The sequence below is a fragment of the Brevundimonas guildfordensis genome, assembly GCF_014836405.1.
GTDB lineage: Bacteria > Pseudomonadota > Alphaproteobacteria > Caulobacterales > Caulobacteraceae > Brevundimonas > Brevundimonas guildfordensis.
The window spans coordinates 1,448,797-1,472,990 of sequence record NZ_JACSQU010000001.1; the positions used below are offsets into that span (position 1 = coordinate 1,448,797).

Sequence of the window (24,194 nt, forward strand, 5' to 3'; positions counted from 1 at the left end):
TGCCCCACACTGAACCTAGGAGGTCGCCATGCTGCAGGCCGTGTTTTCGTCCCGGAATGAGCCGCCGCCGATCGCGCGCGGCGGTTGGCTGGACGCGCTGCGGTTCATCGTGGCCGCCTTGATCATCCTGCATCATTTCCAGATGTCGGCGCCTGTACCCCTCGCCGAAGGGCTGCATCCCGTGTTCGAGCGGGGCGGTTTCCTGCTGACCAACTTCTTCCTGATCGACAGCGGCTATGTGCTGATGCGGGTCTATGGCCGCGCCGTCGGCTCGGGCCGGATGTCCAAGACGAACTTCTTCCTGAAGCGAGCGCTGAGGGTGTTTCCGGCCCACCTGATCGTCCTGGGCCTGCTGGTGGCGCTGGTGCTCGTCGCAACGGCCGCAGGGATGCCGCCCAACCATCCCGAGTGGTTCGCCTGGGACCAACTTCCCGCCCAGGCCGCCCTGGTGCAGTCGTTCGGCGTGCACGGCGGCATTGGTTGGAACGCGCCGACGTGGTCGATCTCGGCGCTGCTAGGCTGCTACGTGGCCTTTCCCTTCGTGCTGCGCGGCCTCAGCCGGATCGGGCCGTGGACCGCGTTGGCGCTGGTCATTGTCGGCTATCTGGCGGCCAATGAGCTGAGCTGGGCGATCCTGAACTATCCCGTCTATCAGATGCCGCTGAACCTGGGCATCTGGCGCGCCCTGCCCCTGTTCATCCTCGGCATGGGGCTGGCCTGGTTTGCGCAAGGGGTGTGGATCAACCCGCGCGTCGCCGGCTGGGCCGGCGTGCTGGCCGCCGTCGCCCTGGCCGGCGTGCAGTATTTCGACAAACACGCCCTGATCTCGCTGGTCTTCATCAGCATCATCATCCTGGCGGCGGGCGCTTCGCCGGGGCGCAACCCGTCGAAGCTGGTCGAGCAGGCGGCGATGGTGTCCTTCTCCATGTTCATCTCGAACGAGGTGGTGCGCATCGCCTGGTTCGGCCTGGCCGACGCGGCAGCGGGCAAATTGGCGCTGGGCGAAGCCTGGCGTTGGGGCCTGTGGGGCCTGGGCGTGGCGGCAGCCTTCGTCTTCGCCTTCGGCCTGCACTATCTGATCGACCAGCCGATCCAGAACCGCATCCGCGCCTGGCTCAAGGCGCGCGGTCGCGGGGCCGCCGTCAGCCAGCCGGTGGTGTCGCTGGAAGGCTAGGCGTCAGCCAGCGCCGGCGCCGCCGACCAGATGCAGCACATTGCCGTCCGGGTCCTTGAACCACGCCAGGCGCAGGGACCCGCACACGTGGATGTCGCCATCGTGCTCCATGCCGTCATAGCGCTCAAACGCCACGCCCTTGGCCTTCAGAGCGGCGACGATGTCGTCCAACTCGACCCCGACGTCCCACGAGACGGCGTTGGCCTGGTTCGTTCCGGCGAAGTCGGACTTGTAGACGGTCAGCCAGGTGTTGCCGGTGCGGTAGCCCAGCATCCCCTCCATCCCGCTATCGGCCAGGTTCAGCTCCAGCACGTCTGAATAGAAGGCTCGGGCGCGATCCAGATCCTTGACCGCCACGATGGCCGAGGAGTTCTTGTCCTTGAGCATGGGTCTTCCTTTCACTGTCGGGAAAGAAAGCGTGCGGCGCGCGGGTTCGATCCGCGCTCATCAGGAAATGGAGAAGCCGACGCTAGATCGGCATCCTCATGATCTCCTGATAGGCCGAGATGACCTGGTCGCGGACGGCCATCACCGTCTCCAGCGAGGCCTCGGCCGACGAGATCGCCGTGACGACGTCGATCAGGTTGCCCTGGCCCTGGACGGATTGGGCCATCTGGGCCTCGGCGACGCGGGTGGCCTGCGTCGTCTGCGTCATGACGTTCTGCAGCAGGTCGGCGAAGCCGCCCGCCGCGTTCGGACCGGCGCTCGCGGCAGCGTTGGCCGAGGTGGTGACGCTGACGCCGCCCCCGCCCTGAACGGCGGCGTAGGCGCGGGCGGCCATGATGGGGTTCATGCCTTAGCCCCTTACTTCTTGATGATGTCGAGGGTGCGCGAATCCATGTTCCGCGCCGTCTCGATGACGTTCAGGTTGGCTTCATAGGCGCGCTGCGCCTCGCGCATGTCCATCGCCTCGACCAGGGTGTCGACGTTGGGCCTCATCACATAACCCTCGGCGTTCGCCGCCGGGTGCGAGGGATCGTAGTCCATTCGGAAATCGCGCTGATCTGGCCGAACCTCGGCCAGGGCGACGCCGGTCGCGCCGTCTACGTCGCGGCTCTGGAACACCGGCACCTGGCGACGATACGGCTGTCCGCCCGCGACATTGGCCGTCGATTCCGCGTTGGCGATGTTCTCGGCGATGACGCGCATCCGCGACTGCTGCGCCTTCAGTGCGGTCGAAGCGACGGCCATGGCGGTGTTGCGAGGGGTCACGGGGCGATTGTTGATCGGGTCAGGCATGGTTCACTCCCCCTCAGGCCGCGGGCTTCTTGGCCGCCAGGCGGATCATCTGCATGGACTTCTGGTAGAAGCCGATGGCGGCGTCATAGGCCATGCGGCTCTCGGCCATCTTGAGCATCTGCTCTTCGACTACGACGGAATTGCCGTCCAGGGTGGTCTCGGAGTCCGGCGCCGCCATGCCCTCGAACTGCGGCGCCCGCGCCGGCGGAGACACATGCTGGGCGTTGGTGGCGACCATCCGCAGCCCTGCGTTCTTGCGCACCGCGACGGCAAAGTCGGTCGGCGTCTTCAGGTCGCGGGCGACATAGCCCGCGGTGTCCGAGTTGGCGACGTTCTCGGCGATCACCCGCTGACGGTCGTCCAGCCACGCCAGACGGCCCTTGATCTGATTCAGCAGCGGCAGGTCGGTGACGGACATGCGAATCCCTCGGACGAACGGATCGGCAGAATTTGCCGCCTGCATGGTTAATATCCCGTATCCCTAAACGCGCCGTTAACCACGTCCGTTGAAACATGGCTCGAAGCGTGGCGGCCAAACGCCGGATCGTCGCGCGTCTGGGGCTGCATCCGCATGAACTTACTTGATCTGTTCCGGGCGATCTTCGGCCTGGCCATCACCCTGGGCATTATCGGCCTGGCCGCCTGGGCGGCGCGTCGCTACGCGCCCGAGATCCTGGCCCGCTTTCAGGGGCAGCAGGGTCAGGTCCGGCGGATGAAGGTCGTCGAGACCCTGGTGCTGGACCCGTCGCGCCGTCTGGTCCTGATCCGCGTCGATGACGAAGAACGGCTGATCCTGCTGGGCGAAGGCCGCGAACTGATCGAGCCGCGTCAACCGGGAGGCGTGAAGTGAGCCGCCCCGCCCTGTTCGGCATCCCCACCCGCGCTGAGCTGAAGCGCGCGGCCCTGTTGTCGCTGATCACCACCGCCCTGTGCCTGATCTGGCCGCTGGGCGCCCTGGCGCAAGAGGCGGCGCAGAGCGGGTCGGCCATCAACATCGACTTGGGGACCGGCGCGGGCCTGACGCAGCGCGTGGTGCAGCTGGTCGGGCTGATGACGGTGCTGTCGCTGGCGCCGTCCATCGTCATCATGACCACCAGCTTCGTGCGAATCATCGTCGTGCTGTCCCTGCTGCGCACGGCGCTGGGGATGCAGCAGTCGCCGCCGAACGCCGTCCTGGTGTCCCTGGCCCTGTTCCTGAGCGCCATCGTCATGGCTCCGACCTGGCAGGACGCCTATGATTCGGGGGTCCGCCCCCTGATGGATCAGCAAATGGAGCTGCCTCAGGCCTTCGATGCGGCGTCCGAACCGGTAAAAACCTTCATGCTGTCCCAGGTGAAGCCTGACGACCTGTCGCTATTCACCCGACTGTCGCGCGTAGAGCCCCCGGCAGACGTGCAGGACCTGCCCCTGCGGGTGGTCACCCCAGCCTTCATGATCAGCGAGTTGAAGACCGCCTTCACGATCGGATTTCTTCTTTTTGTTCCGTTTCTTGTGATCGATTTGGTGGTCGCCAGCGTCCTGATGTCGATGGGCATGATGATGCTGCCGCCGGTGGTGGTCAGCCTGCCCTTCAAGCTGATCTTCTTTGTGCTGGTCGACGGCTGGAGACTGGTGGCCGGAAGCCTGGTCGAGAGCTTCCAGAGAGCCTCCGGCGCCGGATAAATCCCCAGCCTGCAAGGCCTTCTCGCCGATGCGGGCTTGCCAAGCCTGCCAAAACCGTCGTTGATCCTCCCGTCCTCGCCCGGCGCTTCTTTCCGGGCGACCACCATCGGGAAAATGCCCTCATGACCACTCAAGCTGAACTGATCGCCGCCGTCGCCAAGGACGCGGGCGTTTCGCAAGCTGACGCCGGCAAGGTTCTGACCGCCATTGTCGAGAACATCCACAAGGCTCTGAAGTCGGGCGACGACGTCCGTATCTCGAACCTGGGCGTGTTCGACACCGCTGAGCGCGCTGAGCGCGAAGGCCGCAACCCGGCCACGGGTGCGACGATCAAGATCCCGGCCTCCAAGGCCGTGCGCTTCCGCGTGTCGAAGCCGCTGAAGGACGCCGTCAACGGCTAAGCCTTTCAGGCGCGTTCGTTCCTCTTCGGCGGGACAGACGCAAAAGACCCCTCTCCCGTCGGGAGGGGGGTTTTTTATTGGCCCGCGCCGGTCTTCGCCCGGAACTCGGCCTTGGTCTGGGCGATCCAGCCGGCGTAGGCGTCAGCCCCGGCGCTGAGGGCCGCGAAGTCCTGCGGTCGGCCCGCATCGCCGCCGTCCAGCCCCGCCAGCGCCACCCGGATCGCGCCAGGCGAGCGCGCCCCTTCGGCGAAGCGCGCGTAGTTCTTCGCCAGTCGGCTCAAGGCGCTTGCATCGCGCGCCAGGGAATAGCCCGCCCCGGCGCGGATCAGACGCGTCTCCTCGGCCTCGCTGAGCGGCGTGGCCGCGTCCTTCCAGCGGTCGCCGAGGCGCTGCTCATACAGGGCGGCGGCCGCCCCCCACTGCTGCTGCTTCCACAGGATGTCGGCGCGCACGTCGCGGGCGGCGGGCGAAGCGTCCTTGCCCAGCACCTCCAGCGCGTGGTCATAGCGCCCCAGCTCCATCAGAGCGCGAGCCTCCAGCGCGCGGCGCTCCAGGTTCATGGCCATCGGCAAGAGCGTCGTGCGCGAGGACCACAGGGCCTTCAGCGCCTCTTCCGGCTGGCGGTTCATCAGATAGACGGCGGCCAGATTGGTCGAGACCTGGGCCTTTGCGACCCCGTCCAACCGGTTCTCGGCCTGATACTTCAGCAGCTCGGCGGCCTGATCCAGCAAGTCGACATCGATCAGGCGTCGCGCCAGACGCCGCACCATCTCGTCGCCGTCGGCGCCCACGGGCGTCAGCTCACGGAAGTCGAAGAACAGCGCCAGGGCCTGCACCGGCTGCAGACCGTCGGCCGCGCCGTCCAGGAACAGGGCGCGGAAGGCGTTGTCGAGATCGGCCTGAAGCCGGTCGCCGCCTGGCAGGGTGACGATCTTCGGCCCCGCGGTCTTCAGCGTGGTCAGCGCCTCGCGATAGCGGCCCTGCGACAGATAGAGTTCGCCCAGGGTGCGGATAACCGCCAGCTCGGTGGCATCCCCGCGCCAGCGCCATTTCAACGCCTCCAGCTGGGCGGCGGCGGCATCGGCCTTCAGCGTCCCCTTGGCCAGCTCCAGCTTGATGACGCCCAGACGCGCGGGGGTGGCGACGCCATCCAGAGGCGCGCGCGCCACGGCCTTGTACAGGGCAAGCGCGCGGTCGGGAGTCTGATCCAGCTCGAACAGGCGGGCCTGCACCAGACGGGCCGTCAGTTGGTCGGGAGCCGAGACGTTCGGTTGACTGAAGACATAGGCCAGCAACTCGCGCGCGGCCTCGGCGTCGCCGGTCTCGACCGCCGCCATGGCGTGGGCCGCGCCGAACCGGGCGCGCCATTCGGGGGCGAAGCCGTCGACCACGCCCGCACCGGCCGCGAACAGGCGCCGCGCATTGCCCCAATCGCCCTGCTGGGCGGCGAGATAGCCTTGCCATACCTTGGTCGAGGGATCGCCCGCCAGCGCGCCGGACGAGAAGTCGGCCTCGGCCTCGGCGAAGCGGCCGATGGAGGCGCGTGCGGCGCCGCGCAGGCCGCGCACCTCGGCCACGCCCTGCATGGCGGGCGTCTGGTTGATCAGGGCGTTCAACACCCCGACCGCCTCGAACCCCAGACCGTGCCCGACCAGGAAGCGGGCATAGGCCAGCCGCGCCTCGATCGGCGCGCGCGGGTCTTCGACAGCGCGGCCGCTCTCGCGCTCGGCAGCCTCTCGCAGGACACGGTGCCGAGCGATGAAGCCGCCCTCTTCCGCATCGGCGGACCAGTCCGCCGGGATCAGGGCCGGTCGCGACGCGGCGCGGGGCGCGCCCGCGCCCTCCATCGCCGTTTCCAGCCCCGCGGTCGGCGAAGACAGGGTCAAGCCGCGCGGGCGCGTCACCGTCACCAGATCGCCGTCTGCGGTGACGCTCAAGTCGTCGGTCGGCGTCTCGACGGCCAGGCCGTGAGCGGTGGGCAGGAAGCCCGCATCCACCGTGCGCCGCCCGGTCTTCAACCCCTTGCCGGGGGCCAGGGCGGTGACGGCGGCGAAGCGGTCGCCGATCATCGGATCGGTCAGCCAGATGGTGCGGGTCGCCCCCGCCATCCGCGCGGTCAACGACGCCTTGACCGCGTCGTCGCGCTGAATGTCCACACCGCTTGGCGAAGGCGCGCTGCCCCCGATGGTCACCACCCAGGTCGAGCCATCGGCGCGCGCGGCCACCGCCTGGCCCGGCTCGACGGGTATGCGCACCGCGGTAAAGTCTGGCCCCGCCGCCCAGCGGACGCCGTTCAGCCCCTCGCCCTTCATCTCCATCCGCGCGGCGTGGTCGAAGATGGCCCATACCGCCTCCCCGCGCCGGAATACGGCTGCGCCGACCGGCCCGTTCCAGGCGAAGCGCATCACCGTCTGCTGGCCCTTGACCTCGGCCGCCACCGGCACCGCCCCGCCAATCGGCACGGGCGAGGGTCGCGAGCCGTCGGCGCGCGCGCCGGGGGCGTAGAGATTCAGCCAGACGGCGCCGTCGGCGGTCCCGCTGGTGACGCCTGCCCCTTCGGCGAGGGTCAGGACCAGCTCCGTAGCCCCCTGGGCGGCGCGCGTCTCGATCTTCTCAAGCCCCTTGGGCGGATCGACGCGCAGGCGGCTGACATCTGGCGCGGCGGTCGCGCCGATGCGCACGACGACGGTGCGGTCGTCCTGGCGCACGCGCGCGCGCGATCCGACCACCCCGGCGAACTCGATCTTGGTGAAGCCCGCATTCGCTCCGATGCGGATCTCGACCGGTGCGCCCGTCTGCGCCTGGGACGGCGCCGGAGCCAGCGGCGCGAAGACGACGACGCCCGCCGCGGCGGCCGCCACGGTCGTCTGCAGAACGCGCTTCTTGGCGGGGGCCCCGGACATATCGCGCGCATGCTCGCGCGAAGGGCTTTAATCGCAGTTAACGGGGCCTAAATCGCCCAAAGCGCCGCTTCGGCCGGCAGATAGGACAAAACACCCGCTTGCTTCCCGGTAGCGAACGGCCGACATCATGGCCATCGTTCGCCGTAGGAACAGGTTGCGTGTCCGATCCCCTTTATCCTCCGATCAGTCCTGTAAAGACTGGCATCCGCGCTCGCTGCCCTCGTTGCGGCAAGGGCCCCGTATTCAAGGGCTATCTGAGCCTTCGCTCGTCCTGCCCCGAATGCGGCCTGGACTACAGCTTTGCCGACCCCGCAGACGGTCCGGCGTTCTTCGTCATGTGCGCGGTCGGCGTGGTCGGCATGGTCGCCTTCATGATTTTCGAGTTCACCGTGCACCCGCCGGTCTGGGTCCACTTCCTGGTGACCTTCCCGGTGCTGGCGGCGATGTGCCTGTCGGTGCTCCGCCCCTTCAAGGGCTGGATGGTGTCCGAGCAGTATTTCCACAAGGCTGAGGAAGCGACCTTCATCAGCGTCGGCAAACATGGCGAAGGCTACGGCTGGCGCGGCCAGGCCGAGCGCGCGGCCAAGGCCGCGGCCCGCGACAAGGACTGAGCGTCCGCGCCGTCAATCAAAAGGACGCCAGCATCGCCGGCGTCCTTTTTTCATGGCCTCAGCGCATGACCCGCAAGGTCACGCCCACCATGCGCGGCGCGCCCAGAAACGCCCCTAGCGTCCCTGTCTGGAACGGCGCGCCGAAGGCCACCTGGCGATAGTCCTGATCGAACAGGTTGCGGCCCCACAGCTCGACACTCCACGCATCGTCCCGCGCCAGGGCGACGCGGCCGTCCACCAGCCAGAAGCCCGGCTGGCTCTTGGCCGGATCGAGGTCCGACCCGGTGTTGTATTCCGACGAATACTTGGCCGCCAACGTCACCCGTCCGGTCAAGCCGGCCGCAACCGGCCGCTCATAGGTTCCGGCCAGCGATCCGCTCCAGAGAGGCGCGAAATTGACTCGCTTGCCCGCCAGCAGCGGCAGACCCGGGACCGGATCGTCGCCGTATTCCGTCTGCGCGTAGGTCAGGCCGCCCTGCAGCGACAGGCCTTCGAACGGCAGGAACATGAAGTCCGCCTCCACGCCCTTGGCCCGCACCTCGGGAATCGATCGGACCAGGAAGGTCGTGCCCAGGAAGGTGTTCAGCTGGAAGTCGTCATAGGTCTGGCGGAAGGCGGCGGCCGAGACCAGCAGGCGGTGGTCCAGCATCACGCTCTTGACCCCCGCCTCGAAGGCGTCGGCGCTCTCGGCCGGGAAGGCGCGCGAGGCGTCAGGGACCAGGTTGGTCTGTCCGCGGTCCAGGTTGAAGCCGCCGTTCTTGCGCCCTCGCGACCAGGAGGCGTACAGGCGCGTCCCCTCGGTCGCCTTGACCTCAGCGCGGGCCATGCCGGTCCAGGCCTCGTCCTTGACGGTCTCCGACTGGTTCAGACCGTTGAACGCCGGGTTCGACCACGGCAGGCACAAGGTGGCGTTGGTCACGCCGTTGGCCAGCGCGGCGGCGCAGGCCCGCCCGCCGTCGGTGTTGTGATAGGCGGCCGTCATCTCCTTGGTCTCATGGGTGCGGCGCAGCCCCCCCGTCAGCGTCAGGCGGTCGGTCACGGCGTAGGAGACCTGGCCGAACAGGGCCGCGCTGCGGGCCGTCTGCCAGTAGCGGTCCAACTGACCTTCGCCCTCGATGAAGCTCGCCCCGACAGGCAGACCGGTCAGGCTCGACACGTAGTTCGGGTCGCCCAGCGGGTTGGACGCCGAGCGTGACAGCAACCGGCTGACGTAGCCTTCGTAGTCGGCGCCGTAGAACAGGCTGTCGCGGCGGGTTAGTTTCTCATCGGCGAAGAAGGCGCCCGCCGACCAGTCCAGCTTTCCGCGCCGGCCCGACAGACGGAACTCCTGCGTCAGGGTGCGGAAGCGGTTCGACCAGCTGCCGTCGTCGGGGCGATAGGCCAGATCGGCCGAGGTGAAATCCCAGTCCTGACTGATGACGCCGCGCCAGTCGCGCACCGCCGAGGTGCTCTCCAGCGTCGCCCAACCCAGGTCGGCGGTCAGATGCAGGGCCAGGCCCTTGTCGCGGATGCGGGTGTTGGTGTCGCGGTTCGAGTAGGCCACGCGATCCCACGGCTTCGGCGTCGCGGCCACGCCTCCGTCGGGCGCGAAGCTCGCCAGCAGAGGGGCCGTTCCGCCCGTGACAAGCTGCACGCCGACGCAGCAGCGCTCGTCCCGCTCGGTCCAGTCAGCGGTAAGGCGGGCGGTCAGCTCCGGCGTCGCGCGCCACAGCAACTGGCCGCGCACGGTGTCGTAGTGTTGGGTCTGATCGTCGGTAGAGGTGCGCGGGCCGTCGCCTGTCTTGACGTCATAGAGGCCGTCGCGGCGACGGGCGGCGACATACAGCCGTCCGGCCAGAACCTCATCCACGATCGGGCCGGTCAGGGAGACGGAACCGCCCTGCGTTCCATAGTCGCCGAAGGTCGCCTCGCCCGCCATGCGCGCGTCGAACGACGGGGCGACGGTGACGACGTTGATGACGCCGGCCGAGGTGTTTTTGCCGAACAGGGTCGCTTGCGGCCCCTTGAGCACCTCGATGCGTTCGACCTCGCCCAGATCACCCAGGGCGGCGCCGTTGCGCGGGCGATAGACGCCGTCGATCATCACGCCGACCGAGCTTTCCACGCCCGGATTGTCGCCTACGGTGCCGACGCCGCGGATGCGGGCGGTGGTGAAGGTCTGGTTCGAGGTCGAGGCCACGATCAGCCCCGGCGCCAGGATCTGCAGATCCTTGATGTCGCGCACGCCCACATCGTCCAGCAAAGGCTGGCTCGCCACCGTCAGCGACAGGGGCGTGGCCGCCAGCGGCGCTTCGCGTCGCTCGGCCGTCACCACGATCTCAGACACCTGGGTCGGGCCTGTATCGAAGGGCGCTTCCGCCAAAACAGGTGCGGCGAAAGCGAGCACGGATACGGAGGCGGACGCCAGAGACGCGGCGCGAACGACAGAAAGCATGGGAGGAAAAACCGCTTGGCGGAGCGACGGCGCATGGCTTCGTCGCGGACTGTCAGCGGCTGTAACAGTCAAGTCGGCCAGGCGAAACCCTGGCGCTGACCTTCATCCCCGGGTCAGTCTTAGGCGCGGCCAGCGAGCGGCCCTGAGGCGCGCGGCGCGAAGCTGTGCTCAACCCGGCTGCGATGCGGCGCGACATCGTTGCGGACCCCGCCGCCGATGCGGCACAGCTGCTCCAACCCGCGTCCGCCGCCGCTTTCATGCGATGTGATCAGGTCCAGCAGGCGCTCCGCTTCCGCCAGGGTCTCGGGCCGCTGCTCTAGCAGCCAGGCCTCAAGCGCGCCTAGATCAGCCATCAGGCCCGCCGCACGAACGGAGGCCTCCAGCCTTTTGTCATTCCATTGACGGAGCAGCGCCCGCGCGGCCTCCATCGTCCAGTGTTGAGCCATGTCGCCCCCCAGAGGCGAAGCGCCGGTCGGCCTCGACCTCCCAGACGCCTAAGAAAAAAGTGAGTGTAATCAAGACCCAGATCAGCCAAGACAGGGTGACTGCCGCCCACGCCAAGGACGCTTCGGACAAAAGCGGCGTGGCGTAACCCACCACAGCGACCAGTTGAAACGCCGCCGCCAACACGATCCACCAGCGCCCGGCGCGCTCAGCGATCAGCCACAGGGCGACGAAGGATAAGGCATCGGCGAGCGCCAGGCCGTAGTGAAAGCCATTCCACGCCAGTCCCGCCAAAAGGAAGGACATCGCAACAGCGGCCGACATCACAGCGGCAGCCACGCGATCGAGAAAATCGCCCCGCCATAACAGCAACGCTAGCCCCGCTGCTCCTGGCAAAAGCAGGACCAACTGCAGCACGCTCATAGACCCTCCAGTCGCTCAGACCGACTTGAGATCGGCGCCTAATTCCCAACAGTCATTCACGTCTCCGCCCCGAAAGAAACGTCAGCGCAGACTGCGGATCATCTCGAGAACAGGAAGGATCAGGTTGGCGGCGATCACCGCGAACGCGATCCAGGCGAACGCCCAACCCAATATCAGCCAAAGAACTGACCCGCCCTTTTTCCTCGGACGCCGCCATTCTCCCAACCCTGCATAAAGTCGATACAGCGACCGGGGCCACACTGGTTTCCTGCCCTCGTTCGTCTCGTTCAAGCCTGCAAGGACGTCCTCTTTTGACATCGCTGAAGGTTCCGAAGACAGCCCGTATAATTCCCCTGAGTAGGAATTACTCAGTACGCTTGCGGCCTGCTGGCGATCAGAGACGCCTAGCTTCTCATAAGCACGATGAAGGTGGTTCTGGACGGTTCGAGGCGACAGGCCGAGGCGCCGGGCGATTTCCTTATCGCCCAGTCGGTGCGCCACAAGTCCGAGAATTTCTCGTTCTCTGGGCGTAAGCTTGTTGACCTTCGAGTTTATAGACACAGCAATCGAGTAGCCGGCAAGAGCGGCGCCCGTCCAGTCCGGCCATGTCTTTCTCTCGACACCGGGCTGCAATCCCGGCAAGCGAACATCCCATGATTGGGCTTATGAACGACAGCGCCGCTGGGCGTCCTCCCAAAGCAGGAAAGCGGAATAGGTGACGCACTTGATCCTTCTGGCGGGCGGACTAGGTCTGATCGTGGGCAGCTTTCTGGGTCTTGTCAGTCTACGCTTGCCCCGCGGCGAAGATGTCGTCGTGCAGCGCTCCCGCTGCGGCTCGTGCGAGCGTCCTCTCAAGCCTTGGCGGATGATCCCCGTCGTCAGTTGGGCGATGTCACGCGGGAAATGCAGCGATTGCAACGCGGCCATTCCCCTAAGATACCCCCTGATCGAACTGGCCGCCGCCGCGATCAGCGTGTGGGCGGCGCTGCGCTTCGACGATCCCGCCTGGGCTTTGGCGGGCGCGGTGTTGGGCTGGCAACTGTTGCTGATCGCCGTCATCGACGCCGAGCATTTCTGGTTGCCGGACGCCCTGACGCTTCCACTGTTTCTCAGCGGACTGTTCGCAGCGGTGGCGCTGGATCCCGCGAACGTGCAGAGCGGTCTGCAGTGGTCGCTGATCGGGCCGTTGCAAACTCCTCTGATCGGCGCAGCCGCCGGTTTTGGGGGGCTTTGGCTGCTGGCCTTTGCCTATCGGCGCCTGCGCGGACGCGAAGGGCTCGGCGGGGGCGATCCGTTCCTGTTGGGCGCGATCGGCGCCTGGGTCGGCTGGATGGGCCTCCCCAGCGTACTCCTTTGGGCGTCGCTGAGCGGCTTGAGCGTCGTCGCGGCCAAGGTGGTCCTGCGGCGTCCCGTCGCGGCGACTGATCGCCTGCCCTTCGGCGTCTTCCTGGCGATCGGGGCCTGGCTGACCTGGCTTTACGGCCCCCTGGGTGTGGGCCTGCCGACCTAGAGCGAGAGTAGGTCGGACCAGCGCCAGCGGCCGCCGTTGCCCAGCGCGACGCGCGGCGCGCCCGGTTGGTCGCTAAGCGTCAGCAACACATAGCCGTTCACCGTCTCAGCCTTACAGGCGCGCGGCGAGAAGCCGACCGTCACGGCGATGGCCTGACGCACCCCGGCCAGCCCCTTGCCTTCTTCGCCAGGGCTTCGCAGCCAGTCGCCGTTCCACATCAGGATGGCCCGGCCCGACGCGCCGGAGGAGCGATAGGCCTGGCCGATGGCGCCGTTGATGCGCGGATCGTTGCGCAGGGCGTCCTGAATGCGCTTGACCATATCGCAGCCCTGTCCCGAGCCCCCGCCCACGCCAGAGCCGGATCCCCCTCCAGAGCCGCCTGCGCCGGAGCCGGCGCCGCCGCCGCCGCCGCTCCCCTGCCCCGCCGTTAAAGCGCCGCTCAGCGCGCCCTCGCCGAGCAGCACGAATGACACGCTGGGCTCAGGCGCCGAAATCGGCAACGGCTCGACCTGCGGCGAGCGGGGCGTCGGGCGACTGGGACGGGGCGTAGGGGGCGTCGGCGCCGTGGCTCGAGCCTTCTCTGGCGTTTTGGCAGGGACCGGCACGGCCGCCGCAACGGCAACCGCGGCTGGCGCCGGTTCCGGCTCAGGCGCAGGTGCGGCCTCGGATCCGCCCGCTGGCGCATCGCCGGGCGCAGGCTCGGACGTCGGGGGCGGAGGCGGCTCCACCAGGATCACCTCGACCGGCGGCGCCAAGGCCGGCTCCACGACAGGCTTGACCGGGGCGGTCATGATCACCGCCACGACCAAGCCATGCGCCGCCAGGCTGGCGGCAACCGACAAGGCCTTTGAACGTTTCCGCCTTGAATCCCGGCTCACCCCTGGCGGCCCTCTACGCTACAGGTTCGGCGAACAACCAACAATGAAACTCGCAACAAAAGCGTCTCGCCTCCAGATCGCGCGAAGCTGATCACCCGAGAGCGTCAGGAAAATGGCAGCCTCTGATAGGCCCGGAGTCAACACGAGAACCGATTATTGAAATTATTTTATAGTTAAGCTGAACCTTTTCACTTCTTCGCGCTTCATTGCTCCGCCGTTTTACAACCGACACCGGTGCGGCGCGTAACACCCCCGGAAGTTGGGCCGGGCACGAAGGAGACTTGATTTGATCAAATTGGCACCCAGAACCGCAATCGTCGGCGCCATCGCCATGCTTGGCATCGCCGTCAGCGGCTGCGCCAGCCATCGGTTCGTCCGCGACAACGTCCAGGTGGTGAACGAGCGGGTCGACGGCGTCGACGCCCACCTCACCCAGGTAGAAGGCACCGCCGGCGAAGCCCTCGCCCGCGCCAACGCCGCTCATAAGCTGGCCCAGGGCAAGTTCTTGTACGAAGTCGTTCTGTCGGACGACTCGGTGAAATTCCCGGTAAACCACACTGAGCTGTCGCCCGAGGCCGAACAGCGCCTGGCCGAACTGGTCCAGCGCCTGCGCGCCGAGAACGCCAATGTCTACCTGGAAATCCAGGGCCATACCGACGCTACCGGCTCCGACCAGACCAACGAGCGTATCGGTCAGGAACGTGCCGAAGCCGTGCGTCGCTTCCTCAGCGACCAGGGCATCGCGCTTAACCGCATGGCGACCATTTCCTACGGCGCAGCCAAGCCGGTGGCGCCGAACAACACCCGTGAAGGCCGCGCCCAGAACCGACGTGTGGCCATCATGGTTCTCGCCTAACGACAGCCGGCTTTCGTTTCAGCCTCCTGCCCCGGCTGAAACGAGGAACGGCGGCGTCCCGCAAGGGGCGCCGCCGTTTTCTTTTGGCCTTCGCGGCGCCCAGCGCCTTGTCGACCCAGGTACGCAGGAAGCGCAGTTCACCGTCGGACCGCGACACCTGCGCTCGCTAGGCGGCCAGATGGCGGGCGCGGAGTTTTGCGGGACCGACGCGTCAGACCATAGCTTGCCTTCCCACGGCTGACGCGGCATCAGGGCGTCCTCACCTTGGACCTGGCCGTCACTGACGCCGGGTGGCTATCCCCGCCGCCGATCCGCAGGGAAACCGAGCCGCCGCGTCGCGGCTCATCCAGATGAACCTCAGAATGTCCCTAATCGCTTCCGCGCGTCAGGAGTGGCTCGCCAACCCCCGCCGCGACCTGCTTGCCGGCGCCGTCGTCGCCCTGGCCCTCATTCCTGAGGCTATCGCCTTTTCGATTATCGCCGGTGTTGATCCGGCGGTCGGGCTCTACGCCAGCGTCGTCATCGCGGTGACTATCGCCTTCGTCGGCGGGCGGCCGGCGATGATATCGGCGGCGACAGGGGCCATGGCCCTGCTCATGGTCACCCTCGTGCGGGACCACGGCCTCGAATACCTGTTCGCCGCCTCGGTTCTCTGCGGCGTCATCCAGATCGTCATCGGCCTGCTGAGGCTGGGCCGGTATATCAAGTTCGTCAGCCGCAGCGTGATGACCGGTTTCGTCAACTCGCTCGCAATCCTGATCTTCCTGGCGCAAATGCCGGAGCTTATCGGCGCCAACTGGCAGACCTTCGCCATGGTCGCGGCGGGGCTGGCGATCATCTATGGCTTTCCGCGGCTGACGCGTGCCATTCCGGCCCCGCTAGTGGCCATCGTCGCGCTGAGCGCATTCGCCATGATGACGGGTCTGGACGTGCGCACCGTGGGCGACATGGGCCAGATGCCGTCGAGCCTGCCGGTGTTCCGCCTGCCCGCCGTCCCCCTGACCTGGGAAACGCTGGCGATCACCGCCCCTGTGTCGGCGACGCTCGCCTTCGTCGGCCTGCTGGAAAGCCTGCTGACCGCCAACCTGTTGGACGACATCACCGACACGCCGTCCGACAAGGATCGCGAGACGCGCGGTCAGGGCATCGCCAACATCCTGTCGCCCCTGTTCGGCGGGATGGCGGGCTGCGCCATGATCGGCCAGTCGATCATCAATGTGACCTCGGGCGCGCGCGGGCGGCTCTCGACCCTGTGGGCCGGGCTGTTCCTGCTGTTCCTGATCCTGGTGCTGCAGGACTGGGTCGCGCGCATCCCCATGCCCGCCCTGGTGGCGGTGATGATCATGGTCTCGATCGGCACCTTCGACTGGCGTTCGGTGCTGAACATCCGCTCCACCCCGTTCCAGTCCTCGATCGTCATGATCGCCACCACAGTCACCGTCGTCCTGACCCACGACCTGTCCAAGGGCGTCGTCCTGGGCGTCGTCCTTTCCGCCGTCTTCTTCATGCGCAAGGTCAGCAAGACCATCGCGGTGACCGAGGTCCCGGCCGAGGACGGCGTGCTGCGATACCGGGTTTCCGGCCAGCTGTTCTTCGCCTCGGCCGAGCTGTTTGCGGCGAGCTTCGAGCATCACGGCCAGCCGCGTCGCGTCGAGATCGACATGGCCGAAGCGCATCTGTGGGATCTGACCGCAGTCACCGCTCTGGAGAAGGTCGTGTCGCGCTATAGGCGGCAAGGCGCCGAGGTCGCGGTGACCGGGATGAACGAAGCCAGCCGCGGCCTGATGGCTCAGATGGGCCGACACGACGCCATGCCGACGCCCGCGACGCTCTGAACAGAGCCGAACCTCGGCTGGCGACGAAGCTCCGGCTCAGGATCAGGCGGCCGCTCGCCTCCTCGTGGAGAGGCAGTAGCCCATCGTGACGATCATGCCGACGATCACCGCTGCGCATCCTCCCGCCACAGCGACGGGGACGGGCGCGAGCATCCAGAGCCCCGCGTAAACGAGACCGCTCAGGACCATCGACCACCCTCCGACGCGTTGCACGCGGCGCGCCTTCTCGGCGGGGACCCAGGCCTTGGGCATCCGGTTTCCGATCCACACGAGCATCAACCCGGTCGCGCCCATGACGATGCGGGTCGCCGCGTCCCCATCGATAAGGCCCGTGCTCCTTGCGGCGGTGGACGCCAGCGCCACGGCGATCAGCCCGCCAGCGATAGCCAGGCTTTTGACGATGTCCTTATTCATTTTCCGGTATCCTTGATGGCCGGCGATGCGGCGCCTGGTTCGAGAGAGTTGACGAAGCCGAGCAGCGCTTCTTCCAGCACCGACAGCTTCAGATGGTAGATGACGGCCTTGCCGGCTTTCTCGGCGTGGACGAGATCAGCTTCCTTCAGCACCGCAAAGTGAGCCGACATCGTGGGCTTGGAGACCTCGAAGTGATCACTGATCTCACCCGCACTCATGGGGCCGCCCCGCAACATCTGCAGCACGCGACGGCGGGTCGGATCCGAAAGAGCTTTGAAGACAGCGTTCATGATGAGACAATTAGCTAAATATCTAATCGTTGTCAACGGAGGATGCGGGTTTGGAGAGCGTTGCTGGCGGATCTGAAGGTGGTCTGAAGGGCCTGGAACGGTTTTGGACGGTCGACAGCCGAGGCATCATAGCTGTCCGGGCAACTCAAGAGCGGCTCACCAGAGGCCGATAGACGCCGGGTCCAGATCTGAGCGCGCCAGTTAAAAACTCTGTCCTCTGCCGCATCCACTCTGCTACGCAGATCACGACAATATGTGAGCAGGAGAAGCGCTTTGCATAACAAACTGGTGCTGGCCGCGTCGGTCTGGTTGTTGAGCACTTCCGCCATGGCGGGCGAGACCATCTTGCGCGCCCCCACGCCCGACTGGATTCCGGCAGTTGCGCCTCATCTGTCCAACAAGCCGGACAACCCGTCCCAACACGTTCGCTACGAAGTGGTCGAAAGCCATGTGCGCGCCTTCGACGCCCATACCGAAACCTATGTCCGCATGCGACTGCGGGTGCTGTCGCCCCTGGGTCTGCAACAGGCTTCTCAGTTGGGCCTGGTATGGAACCCGGCCTTGCAGACCCCTACCGTTCACCACGCGAGCATCATCCGCGCGGGAGAAACCGCCGACATTCTGGACAAGGCCGACTTCACCATCCTCCGTCGCGAGGCGGCGTTGGAGCAGTCTCTGCAGATCAATGGCGTCCTGACCGGCGTTCTGGTGAACCCCGACATCCGCGTCGGCGACACCATCGACTTTGCCTATTCCATCCGCACGCAGTTCGACGTGTTCGACAACCCGCTCGAGACGCTGGCCTATTCCTACTCGCCCACGCCAGTAGATCTGGGCGTAACGACGATCAGCTGGCCGGCAGCGATGAGGGTGCAAACCCGCGCCGGACGGCACGCCGTCCTTCCCCCGATCAGCCAGCAGGGCGACTTCAAGATCCTGACCCATCGCATAACCGACGCCGAAGGGGAGATCTATCCAGACACCATCGCCACCCGCTCTCTTCCGGATTATGGCTGGCAGATCAGCAGCATCCCGCAATGGGGGACCATCGCGGACCACATCCGCACCGCCTATGATCAAGCCAGCGCCTTCCCCGACGCCGCCGACCTGGCCGCGCATGTGGCGCGGATAAAATCCGAGCACGCGACTCCAGAAGCCCGCGCCCTGGCGGCGCTGCGGCTGGTTCAGGACGAGGTGCGCTATATGGCCCTGACGCTCGGCGAGGGCGGCTGGTTGCCAACCTCAGCTCGCGAAGTCTGGGCCCGCCGTCAGGGCGACTGCAAGGGCAAGACAGTGCTTCTGGTCGCCCTGCTGAGGGAGTTGGGGATCGACGCGATTCCCGTGCTGGTGTCGTCGGAGAACCTGCCGCTCGACAAGTATCTGCCGATGGTCAGCGCGTTCGACCATGTGATCGTTAAGGCGCGCATCGACGGTGAGACCTATCTCATGGACGGCGCGCGAATTGGCGACCGCAGCCTGACGCCGGACATTCCGCTGGTTCACGAATACGTTCTGCCCATAGCGGCGCACGCTCGTCTGGAGCCGATCCCGCTCAGACTGCCGCCGCGCCCGACCGGTACGATGCATATCGAGATCGACTTTTCGGACGGCATCTACAGCCCCGCGCGCGTGACATTGACCGATATCGACCGGGGGCACAGCGCCACTGAAATGCAGGCTGCCCTGGCGCAGGCTCCGGCGGCCGAACTGAGCCGCTGGTATGATGAGCGCTGGACCACATTCCTAAAGGATTACGGCCAGATTTCGGACCTCAAGAGTCAGTGGGAGTACCGCGAGGATACGCACGAATTCGTCGCCAGCGTGACGGCTCGCATCGCCTTCGACTGGAGCGGCGGACCGGTCGACATCCCTTTGGCGCACGTCACGTGGAAGGGCTCTGAGCCGCACAAGAACGAAAGGTTCAAGGACGCCGATCACGGCGTGCGCTTCCCCAGTTCGTCCTCATTCCGCACCACCGTCATCCTGCCCGAGGGCGAGGACGTCGTTGACGTCTCGGTCCAGCCTTATGAGGTCCAGGCGGGTGCGAACCGCTACTTCCGCACCGTCCGGCGCAACGGCAACCGGCTGGAAACGGATCGTGGCTCGATCGCATTGCGCCCCTACGCCACTGCGGCGGAAATCCAGACCGAACAGGCGGACATGGACAGCTTCAAGGAGCTGAAGGCCACCATGCGGGTGAGGCGCGGATACACAATGACCGCGGCTGACCGTCAGACCCTGGCAACAGCTCCCGAGGGCCATCCGGAGGTCGCCCTGCGTCGCGGCTATGCCTTGCATAATGGAGGCGATTATGCCGGAGCCATCGCCCAATTCGACGCCGCCATTGCGGGCTTTGCTTCGCCCCACGCCAATGCCTTGGCCAATCGCGCCCTGACCTATCTGGCGCTGAACGAGCTGAAAAAGGCGCGCGCGGACATCGTGGCGGGCGACGCCGCCGATCCGGACGAAATGATCCTGTTCCACGCGAAGGGACGTCTGGCCGAGATCGAAGACGATGATCTTGAAGCCGTTCTGGCCTTCACCGGCGCTCTTCGCTCGTGGCCTGAGAACACCCACGCCCTTTACCGCCGCGCCGCAGCCTATGAGCGGATGGGCCAGTCGGCCCGCGCCCTGGCCGATCTGGAGCGCATCAACGCGCTGCAACCACAGGACAACGGCGCCAAGACCGAACTGGCGACCCAGTTGCTAAGAATGGGCCGCGCCGAACAGGCCTATGAACAGGTCGGCCAGGTGGCGCAGGCCATCGGCTATCCCGACGCCAGGGTCCAGCTGTTCATCGGCATGGCCCAGTCTTTGGCGTCCAACCTCAAGCCCTCAGATCCCGCCATGGCCGAGGCGGTCCTTACCGGCGCACTGTCGGTAGAAGGCGACTTCCCCGCCCTGCTGATCGACCGCGCCGGAATCCGAGAGATGCGGGGCGACAGCCGGGGCGCCGCCTCCGATATGGCGCGCTTCAAGCAGCTGACCCGGATCAACCTCGACGATCCCGCTCAGGCCTGTGTGTCGCAGACCCTTTTCCGGCACAGCCGCGACGCTGCGCTGACCATGTGCGACAAGGCGATTGAGCGTAAAGGAGACGACGCCAAGCTCTACATGCGGCGCGGATATCTGCTGCACGCCCTGAACCGCGAAAGTGAGGCCGTCGCCGCCTATCGCATGGCGACGGAATTGGACCCCTCCAACCAGCAGGCCCGCTACGGTCTAGGCAGAATACTCAAGGACACCGGGCACGTCGCCGACGGCGACGCCCTCATGGCCGCAGCGCTGAGCTCCGACCCGAAGGCTAACGAAGGATACAACACCCCGCTGCTCGAGGTCAGAGGCAGCAACTAAACCAGAGGTCGATTGCGTCGTCATACCACCACGGCAGGCGAGGCGCCTGACCCCATCGCCGAAACGATCACGCCCGGCACGATCAGGGCCAGCGAAGCCAATCACCCAGACCACGATCGCGTCTGGTCGAGACAGGCAAGCGTCCCAGTCGCCGCAAGCTGACCGCTGCGTCCATGGGGCGAGCAACAGTAATGTCTAAGGGCGTACCCTGTCACGCCGTCTACCAGCTCGCGCTGCATCCTGGATGTGATCAGAACGACCGTGACACGCCGATATCGGCGGCGACCCGGCGATAATCGTAAATCCCAACCGTCGAGTTGTTGCGTTCTAACGTGACGCGGACGGTGGGGGCGAAACCATAGGCGGTCAGGGCGCGGAACGTCATACCGAGACGGCCAGCAGCAAGCCATTCGCGACGCTTGTCAGGAAAAAGAAACAATCTCTCGTCTCCTTCTGTGTGGCGCAGGCCTGCCGAAGCGAAGGCCGTCCCCCATCGCATTTCGCGCCATCCTCCCAGGGTCATTCCGCCTGCCCTGGTGGCATAGCCGGGATCTGCCGCGTCCTGCCGCGTGACCGAGGCCGAGATCGAAACGCCCGAGCGCGCGTCCAGCGCCCGCTCGTAGACCGCCGACAGGTCGTGGATATACCCATCCTGCAGGGGGTTGGCGTCGTACTGAGCCTTGCTGGCGCTGTATGAGGTGATCAGTTGCGAACGCGTGTCCATCGCCCGCACCCAGTCGAGCGCCACGGCCGAGGTCTGGGCATAGGGCTCATTTCCGAACCAGCGCCAGGTCAGACCGGCGGACACGGTGAATCGGTTCGCTTGGCTGCGTCGTTCCATGCCCAGCAGCGCCGAAGCGGAAACATCATTGAACTGGCTCTGCCGGTAAACGCTGCCCTGCACAGCACCGCGGGGGAGGAGCGACCACCCTTCGGTCACGGGAAGCCGTCCAAAGACCTGGGACATGGTGCGAAGCCCTGCGCCCGAACGCGCCCGCGCATCATCAGACAGGGTCAGGGGCGCGATGACCGTGTCCAGTGTCCGCGCCTCGGTGGCGCGGTTGATGTTACTGTCGGGCGCCACGGCGATTTCGAAGGCGCCGCCCAGACGTTTCTCACTGCGCAGGGCGCGCGCGAAGCGGTCCACCATGGCGGCGGCTTCATCGGGAACGCCCGAGGCTTGCGCCTGACGCAGTTCGCGTCGGGCCTCCTTTTCGCGCCCCATGGCGGCCAGCATGCGCGCCAGCTCCAGCCGGGCGGCCAAGACGTCCGGCTTTTCGTCCAGCAGGGCGCGGAAGATCACCGCCGCCTCAGCGTAACGCCCCGTATCGGCCAGCAGAAGCCCATGCCGATAGCGCGCTTCGGCCCGAATGTCGGCCTCAGCGTCCTTCGTTAGGGCCTCATAGATGGCGATGGCGTCACCGGCATGGTCTGCCGCCCTACGAGCGTCGGCCAGAGCGAAGAGCTGGGCGGGGCTGACGCCTTCCACCACGTCCTGGGCTGAGGCCCCTCCCGGCATGCCGGCGATCAGCGCCGCTGCTGCTCCGCAACAAAGCCTGCGGCTCCAGCGAACGAGCCTGGCTTGCCTTGGCGTCACCTGCGACGCGCCGCGGTCACGCCGTTGATGACGAGGCCGCCGGCCTGCACGCGCTCTGGCGCATAGACGTGGAAATCACCCGCCAGCTCCTCTCCGGTCGGACCATAGAAGCGCGTGTTGATCTGGCCGATTTCTGCATCGCCCTCGATGATCAAAGCCGAGTTGCCGTTCCAGAAGAGGCGACCGCCGAATTCATAGCGACCGAAATCCAGGGTTTGTCCCGACGACTTGCCGTTCAGAACCAGGGCACCGGTATAGGCTTGTTTGGAGAAGTCGACATCAAAGCTGGACGTCCCTCCTACATCGTACATCGCTCCGGTCGTCCTGTTGGCCCCGGCTCCATAGACGACGCCTTCGTAACGGGCGCTGCCCGTGCGGCGGGTGAGCATGCTATCGCCCGTCGCCAGGCCATAGACGAAGTGGTGTCTTTGAAACTCAACGCTTCCAGGGCTGTTGACCTGACTGGCCCACCGCCCCAGGCCGACATAGGTCAATGCGATTTCTGAGTTCGCAGATCCCAGCTTGTAGAGCTGCAGTCTGACGTCGCGATCGCCGAACGTCTTGGCATAGTAGACGAAGCTCGGATCGTCGCCCGCCACGATGTCTGAAGCCGTGAAGTTGCCGCCCGCCATAGAGGAAAGGCCGGGACCAAAGCTGAAATTGCCGTTTGTGCGATCATGGAGCTGACCGACCAGCGGGATCTGAGACACGTTCTGGACGTCGTTCGAACCTGTAGCCTTACCGACCAACAGGGCGCGCCCTTGGGCGTAAAAGACTTGCGGCGTCGCGATATCCGTCATCCGCAGGTTAACGCCCGCCGCTCCGCTGCGCTGTCCTGTGAAGCTGCCCACGGCGCTCGCCCCATCCGTATTGGATGTGCTGAAGCTGGCTCCCACCTCTTCGCTTCCGGGCCCAAAGAATCGCCCTGAGATGGTCCCGGACGTCTTGGCGTTGAACGAGCCGACCGTAACATGGCCGGAAAACGAGCCGTCGCCGCTGCTCAGGCGGCCGCTTGCAGCCATCTCGATGCCGCCCCCGACTACGCCCTGGCCCGTCAACAGGGCGGTTTCTTGCAGGTAGGAATGAGCAGCAAACTCTCCGCCCAGGAAGTCCACGTCAAAACGGCCGTCGCCTTGATAGACGACAGGCTCATAGCCGGGGGCGGCCGTCACGCCGAAGACGTCAATATTGTAGCGCGCGGTCCCGGTGCGCGGCATCGCCGACGCAGGCGTGTCCAGGCCATAGACGAAGGTGCTGAAGCGGTCGTTCTGGCGGGCGTCCGCCGCTGAGTAGCGCTGCCAATAGCCCATGCCGACATAGCGGTTGCTGATCCAGCCCGAATAGGGCGTCGTCACGAGAGTCAGCAACTGGACGCCATCGGCGTTGCGCTGCTCGTATCGGGCCTCGCCTTGACTGTTGGACTTCAGGTCCGAGGGGCGGAAGGTTGCGCTCTCGCTATTCAGTGAGACCGTGTAGCTCTTCGAGGCGGCATCATAGGCCACCTGCAGATTGGCCGAACTGCCGCTTGCAGACACCACGGTCCCGCTGCGAAGGTCAAAGATAGACTGCTGATTATTCCCTATGGCGTTAAACGTCTGACTCGCCGTTGGATTGGCGATGTTGCTGTTGCTCGGCGGAGGTGTGATCGGAACGATCGGATCCACTCCGCCTCCGCCTCCGCCGCCACAGGCGGCCAACGCACTCGTCGTCAGGACGGCAATCACCATTGAAAAAAGGCGCATGTCGTCCCCTCTCGCGTGTCAAAAATGGGCCATAACCGTGATCGCCACACGTGCCGTAGTATCGAGACGCGGCCCCCGCAAGCTTAGGGTCCAGACTAATCGGTAGAGCCGGCACGAGTAGTTCGCGAATGTCTGGAATTCAGAGCGATCGCAGCTTTCACTTTTGGCGCGCTGCTGACATTGCCTGCTTGGCGAAGCCGCACAGAGTCGCACAGAGCCGCACACTCTTAAAAGCGATTCGCATCTTGAATCATCCTTAGCCTGTTTGAGCCAGTTCTAAGTTGTCTCGACAAACGATTGGCGACCCCGCCAGGACTCCAACCTGGGACCTCGGCTTTAGGAAAGCCTTGCTCTATGCAGCTGAGCTACGGGGCCACGCAGGCGTGTGCGTAAAGGAGGTTGGGCCGTCAGGGAAGCCCTGATCGGT

At 66.0% G+C, this 24,194-nt stretch carries 23 protein-coding genes, 1 tRNA gene and 1 other annotated feature; of the genes, 9 read left to right on the forward strand and 15 right to left on the reverse strand.

What is annotated here, in order from left to right:
- Nucleotides 1-28: 28 nt before the first annotated feature.
- Complete coding sequence (locus H9656_RS07065; protein WP_191743461.1) at nt 29-1,174, forward strand: acyltransferase family protein; 1,146 nt, start codon at nt 29-31, stop codon at nt 1,172-1,174.
- Nucleotides 1,175-1,177: 3 nt separating this feature from the next.
- Here H9656_RS07065 and H9656_RS07070 read toward each other — a convergent pair whose 3' ends face one another.
- The 4 genes from H9656_RS07070 to H9656_RS07085 form a co-directional block, all read right to left on the reverse strand.
- Nucleotides 1,178-1,561 carry a VOC family protein gene (locus tag H9656_RS07070; protein ID WP_191743462.1) on the reverse strand — a complete coding sequence of 128 codons (384 nt, stop codon included), beginning with the start codon at nt 1,559-1,561 and terminating at the stop codon, nt 1,178-1,180.
- 82 nt (nt 1,562-1,643) lie between these two features.
- On the reverse strand, nt 1,644-1,967 hold the full coding sequence (fliE, locus tag H9656_RS07075) for a flagellar hook-basal body complex protein FliE (RefSeq protein ID WP_025978475.1): 324 nt from the start codon (nt 1,965-1,967) through the stop codon (nt 1,644-1,646).
- An 11-nt stretch (nt 1,968-1,978) separates the two neighbouring features.
- Nucleotides 1,979-2,365, reverse strand: a complete 387-nt coding sequence (flgC, locus tag H9656_RS07080) for a flagellar basal body rod protein FlgC (protein ID WP_191743777.1) — start codon at nt 2,363-2,365, stop codon at nt 1,979-1,981.
- A 61-nt stretch (nt 2,366-2,426) separates the two neighbouring features.
- Nucleotides 2,427-2,831: a flagellar basal body protein gene (locus H9656_RS07085; RefSeq protein WP_191743463.1), complete on the reverse strand. Its 405-nt coding sequence runs from the start codon at nt 2,829-2,831 to the stop codon at nt 2,427-2,429.
- A 153-nt stretch (nt 2,832-2,984) separates the two neighbouring features.
- Between H9656_RS07085 and H9656_RS07090 the strand changes: the two genes are divergently transcribed.
- The 3 genes from H9656_RS07090 to H9656_RS07100 all read left to right on the forward strand — a co-directional run bounded on the left by H9656_RS07090 (nt 2,985) and on the right by H9656_RS07100 (nt 4,476).
- Entirely contained in the window at nt 2,985-3,263 is a 279-nt protein-coding gene (locus H9656_RS07090) for a FliO/MopB family protein (protein ID WP_191743464.1), read from the forward strand.
- On the forward strand, nt 3,260-4,075 hold the full coding sequence (fliP, locus tag H9656_RS07095) for a flagellar type III secretion system pore protein FliP (RefSeq protein ID WP_191743465.1): 816 nt from the start codon (nt 3,260-3,262) through the stop codon (nt 4,073-4,075). The genes H9656_RS07090 and fliP overlap by 4 nt, the downstream gene beginning before the upstream one ends.
- Nucleotides 4,076-4,197: 122 nt before the next feature.
- The gene (locus tag H9656_RS07100) at nt 4,198-4,476 is read left to right on the forward strand and encodes an HU family DNA-binding protein (RefSeq protein WP_003170475.1); all 279 of its coding nucleotides are present in this window, start codon (nt 4,198-4,200) and stop codon (nt 4,474-4,476) included.
- A 74-nt stretch (nt 4,477-4,550) separates the two neighbouring features.
- Here the strand turns inward: H9656_RS07100 and H9656_RS07105 are convergent, their stop codons facing one another.
- Entirely contained in the window at nt 4,551-7,379 is a 2,829-nt protein-coding gene (locus H9656_RS07105) for a tetratricopeptide repeat protein (RefSeq protein WP_191743466.1), read from the reverse strand.
- Between the two features lie 158 nt (nt 7,380-7,537).
- Between H9656_RS07105 and H9656_RS07110 the strand changes: the two genes are divergently transcribed.
- Entirely contained in the window at nt 7,538-7,990 is a 453-nt protein-coding gene (locus H9656_RS07110; protein WP_318240604.1) for a DUF983 domain-containing protein, read from the forward strand.
- 58 nt (nt 7,991-8,048) lie between these two features.
- Here H9656_RS07110 and H9656_RS07115 read toward each other — a convergent pair whose 3' ends face one another.
- The 4 genes from H9656_RS07115 to H9656_RS07130 all read right to left on the reverse strand — a co-directional run bounded on the left by H9656_RS07115 (nt 8,049) and on the right by H9656_RS07130 (nt 11,933).
- A complete protein-coding gene (locus H9656_RS07115) occupies nt 8,049-10,424 on the reverse strand; it encodes a TonB-dependent receptor (protein ID WP_191743467.1) in 2,376 nt (791 codons plus the stop codon).
- 119 nt (nt 10,425-10,543) lie between these two features.
- A complete protein-coding gene (locus tag H9656_RS07120; RefSeq protein WP_191743468.1) occupies nt 10,544-10,777 on the reverse strand; it encodes a hypothetical protein in 234 nt (77 codons plus the stop codon).
- A gap of 37 nt (nt 10,778-10,814) precedes the next feature.
- Nucleotides 10,815-11,291, reverse strand: coding sequence for a hypothetical protein (locus H9656_RS07125; protein ID WP_225212258.1), 477 nt, complete (start codon nt 11,289-11,291; stop codon nt 10,815-10,817).
- Between the two features lie 81 nt (nt 11,292-11,372).
- Nucleotides 11,373-11,933 (reverse strand): response regulator transcription factor, encoded by a 561-nt coding sequence (locus H9656_RS07130; protein ID WP_191743469.1) that lies wholly within the window; start codon nt 11,931-11,933, stop codon nt 11,373-11,375.
- 82 nt (nt 11,934-12,015) lie between these two features.
- Between H9656_RS07130 and H9656_RS07135 the strand changes: the two genes are divergently transcribed.
- Nucleotides 12,016-12,801 carry a prepilin peptidase gene (locus tag H9656_RS07135; protein ID WP_191743470.1) on the forward strand — a complete coding sequence of 262 codons (786 nt, stop codon included), beginning with the start codon at nt 12,016-12,018 and terminating at the stop codon, nt 12,799-12,801.
- Here H9656_RS07135 and H9656_RS07140 read toward each other — a convergent pair.
- Nucleotides 12,798-13,643 (reverse strand): hypothetical protein, encoded by an 846-nt coding sequence (locus H9656_RS07140; RefSeq protein ID WP_191743471.1) that lies wholly within the window; start codon nt 13,641-13,643, stop codon nt 12,798-12,800. The two genes, H9656_RS07135 and H9656_RS07140, sit on opposite strands and share 4 nt — an antisense overlap.
- 367 nt (nt 13,644-14,010) lie before the next feature.
- Here H9656_RS07140 and H9656_RS07145 point away from each other — a divergent pair, with 367 nt between their 5' ends.
- A complete protein-coding gene (locus H9656_RS07145; protein ID WP_191743780.1) occupies nt 14,011-14,535 on the forward strand; it encodes an OmpA family protein in 525 nt (174 codons plus the stop codon).
- Nucleotides 14,536-14,798: 263 nt separating this feature from the next.
- Nucleotides 14,799-14,859, forward strand: a sequence feature (sul1 is cis-regulatory element that is thought to sense ions involved in sulfur or methionine metabolism; They are found in Alphaproteobacteria).
- Between the two features lie 38 nt (nt 14,860-14,897).
- Nucleotides 14,898-16,370, forward strand: a complete 1,473-nt coding sequence (locus H9656_RS07150) for a SulP family inorganic anion transporter (protein WP_191743472.1) — start codon at nt 14,898-14,900, stop codon at nt 16,368-16,370.
- 42 nt (nt 16,371-16,412) lie between these two features.
- On the opposite strand, the gene H9656_RS07155 is transcribed toward H9656_RS07150, so the two are convergent.
- Together H9656_RS07155 and H9656_RS07160 are read right to left on the reverse strand one after the other, a co-directional pair.
- A complete protein-coding gene (locus tag H9656_RS07155) occupies nt 16,413-16,784 on the reverse strand; it encodes an SdpI family protein (protein ID WP_191743473.1) in 372 nt (123 codons plus the stop codon).
- Nucleotides 16,781-17,074 (reverse strand): autorepressor SdpR family transcription factor, encoded by a 294-nt coding sequence (locus tag H9656_RS07160; RefSeq protein WP_191743474.1) that lies wholly within the window; start codon nt 17,072-17,074, stop codon nt 16,781-16,783. Before H9656_RS07160 ends, H9656_RS07155 begins: the two co-directional genes overlap by 4 nt.
- A gap of 273 nt (nt 17,075-17,347) precedes the next feature.
- Here H9656_RS07160 and H9656_RS07165 point away from each other — a divergent pair, with 273 nt between their 5' ends.
- Nucleotides 17,348-20,428 (forward strand): DUF3857 domain-containing protein, encoded by a 3,081-nt coding sequence (locus H9656_RS07165; RefSeq protein ID WP_191743475.1) that lies wholly within the window; start codon nt 17,348-17,350, stop codon nt 20,426-20,428.
- A 250-nt stretch (nt 20,429-20,678) separates the two neighbouring features.
- On the opposite strand, the gene H9656_RS07170 is transcribed toward H9656_RS07165, so the two are convergent.
- The 3 genes from H9656_RS07170 to H9656_RS07180 all read right to left on the reverse strand — a co-directional run bounded on the left by H9656_RS07170 (nt 20,679) and on the right by H9656_RS07180 (nt 24,142).
- Complete coding sequence (locus H9656_RS07170) at nt 20,679-21,947, reverse strand: surface lipoprotein assembly modifier (RefSeq protein WP_191743476.1); 1,269 nt, start codon at nt 21,945-21,947, stop codon at nt 20,679-20,681.
- 74 nt (nt 21,948-22,021) lie between these two features.
- Entirely contained in the window at nt 22,022-23,767 is a 1,746-nt protein-coding gene (locus tag H9656_RS07175; protein WP_191743477.1) for a transferrin-binding protein-like solute binding protein, read from the reverse strand.
- 298 nt (nt 23,768-24,065) lie between these two features.
- Nucleotides 24,066-24,142, reverse strand: a tRNA-Arg gene (locus tag H9656_RS07180).
- Nucleotides 24,143-24,194: the final 52 nt, after the last annotated feature.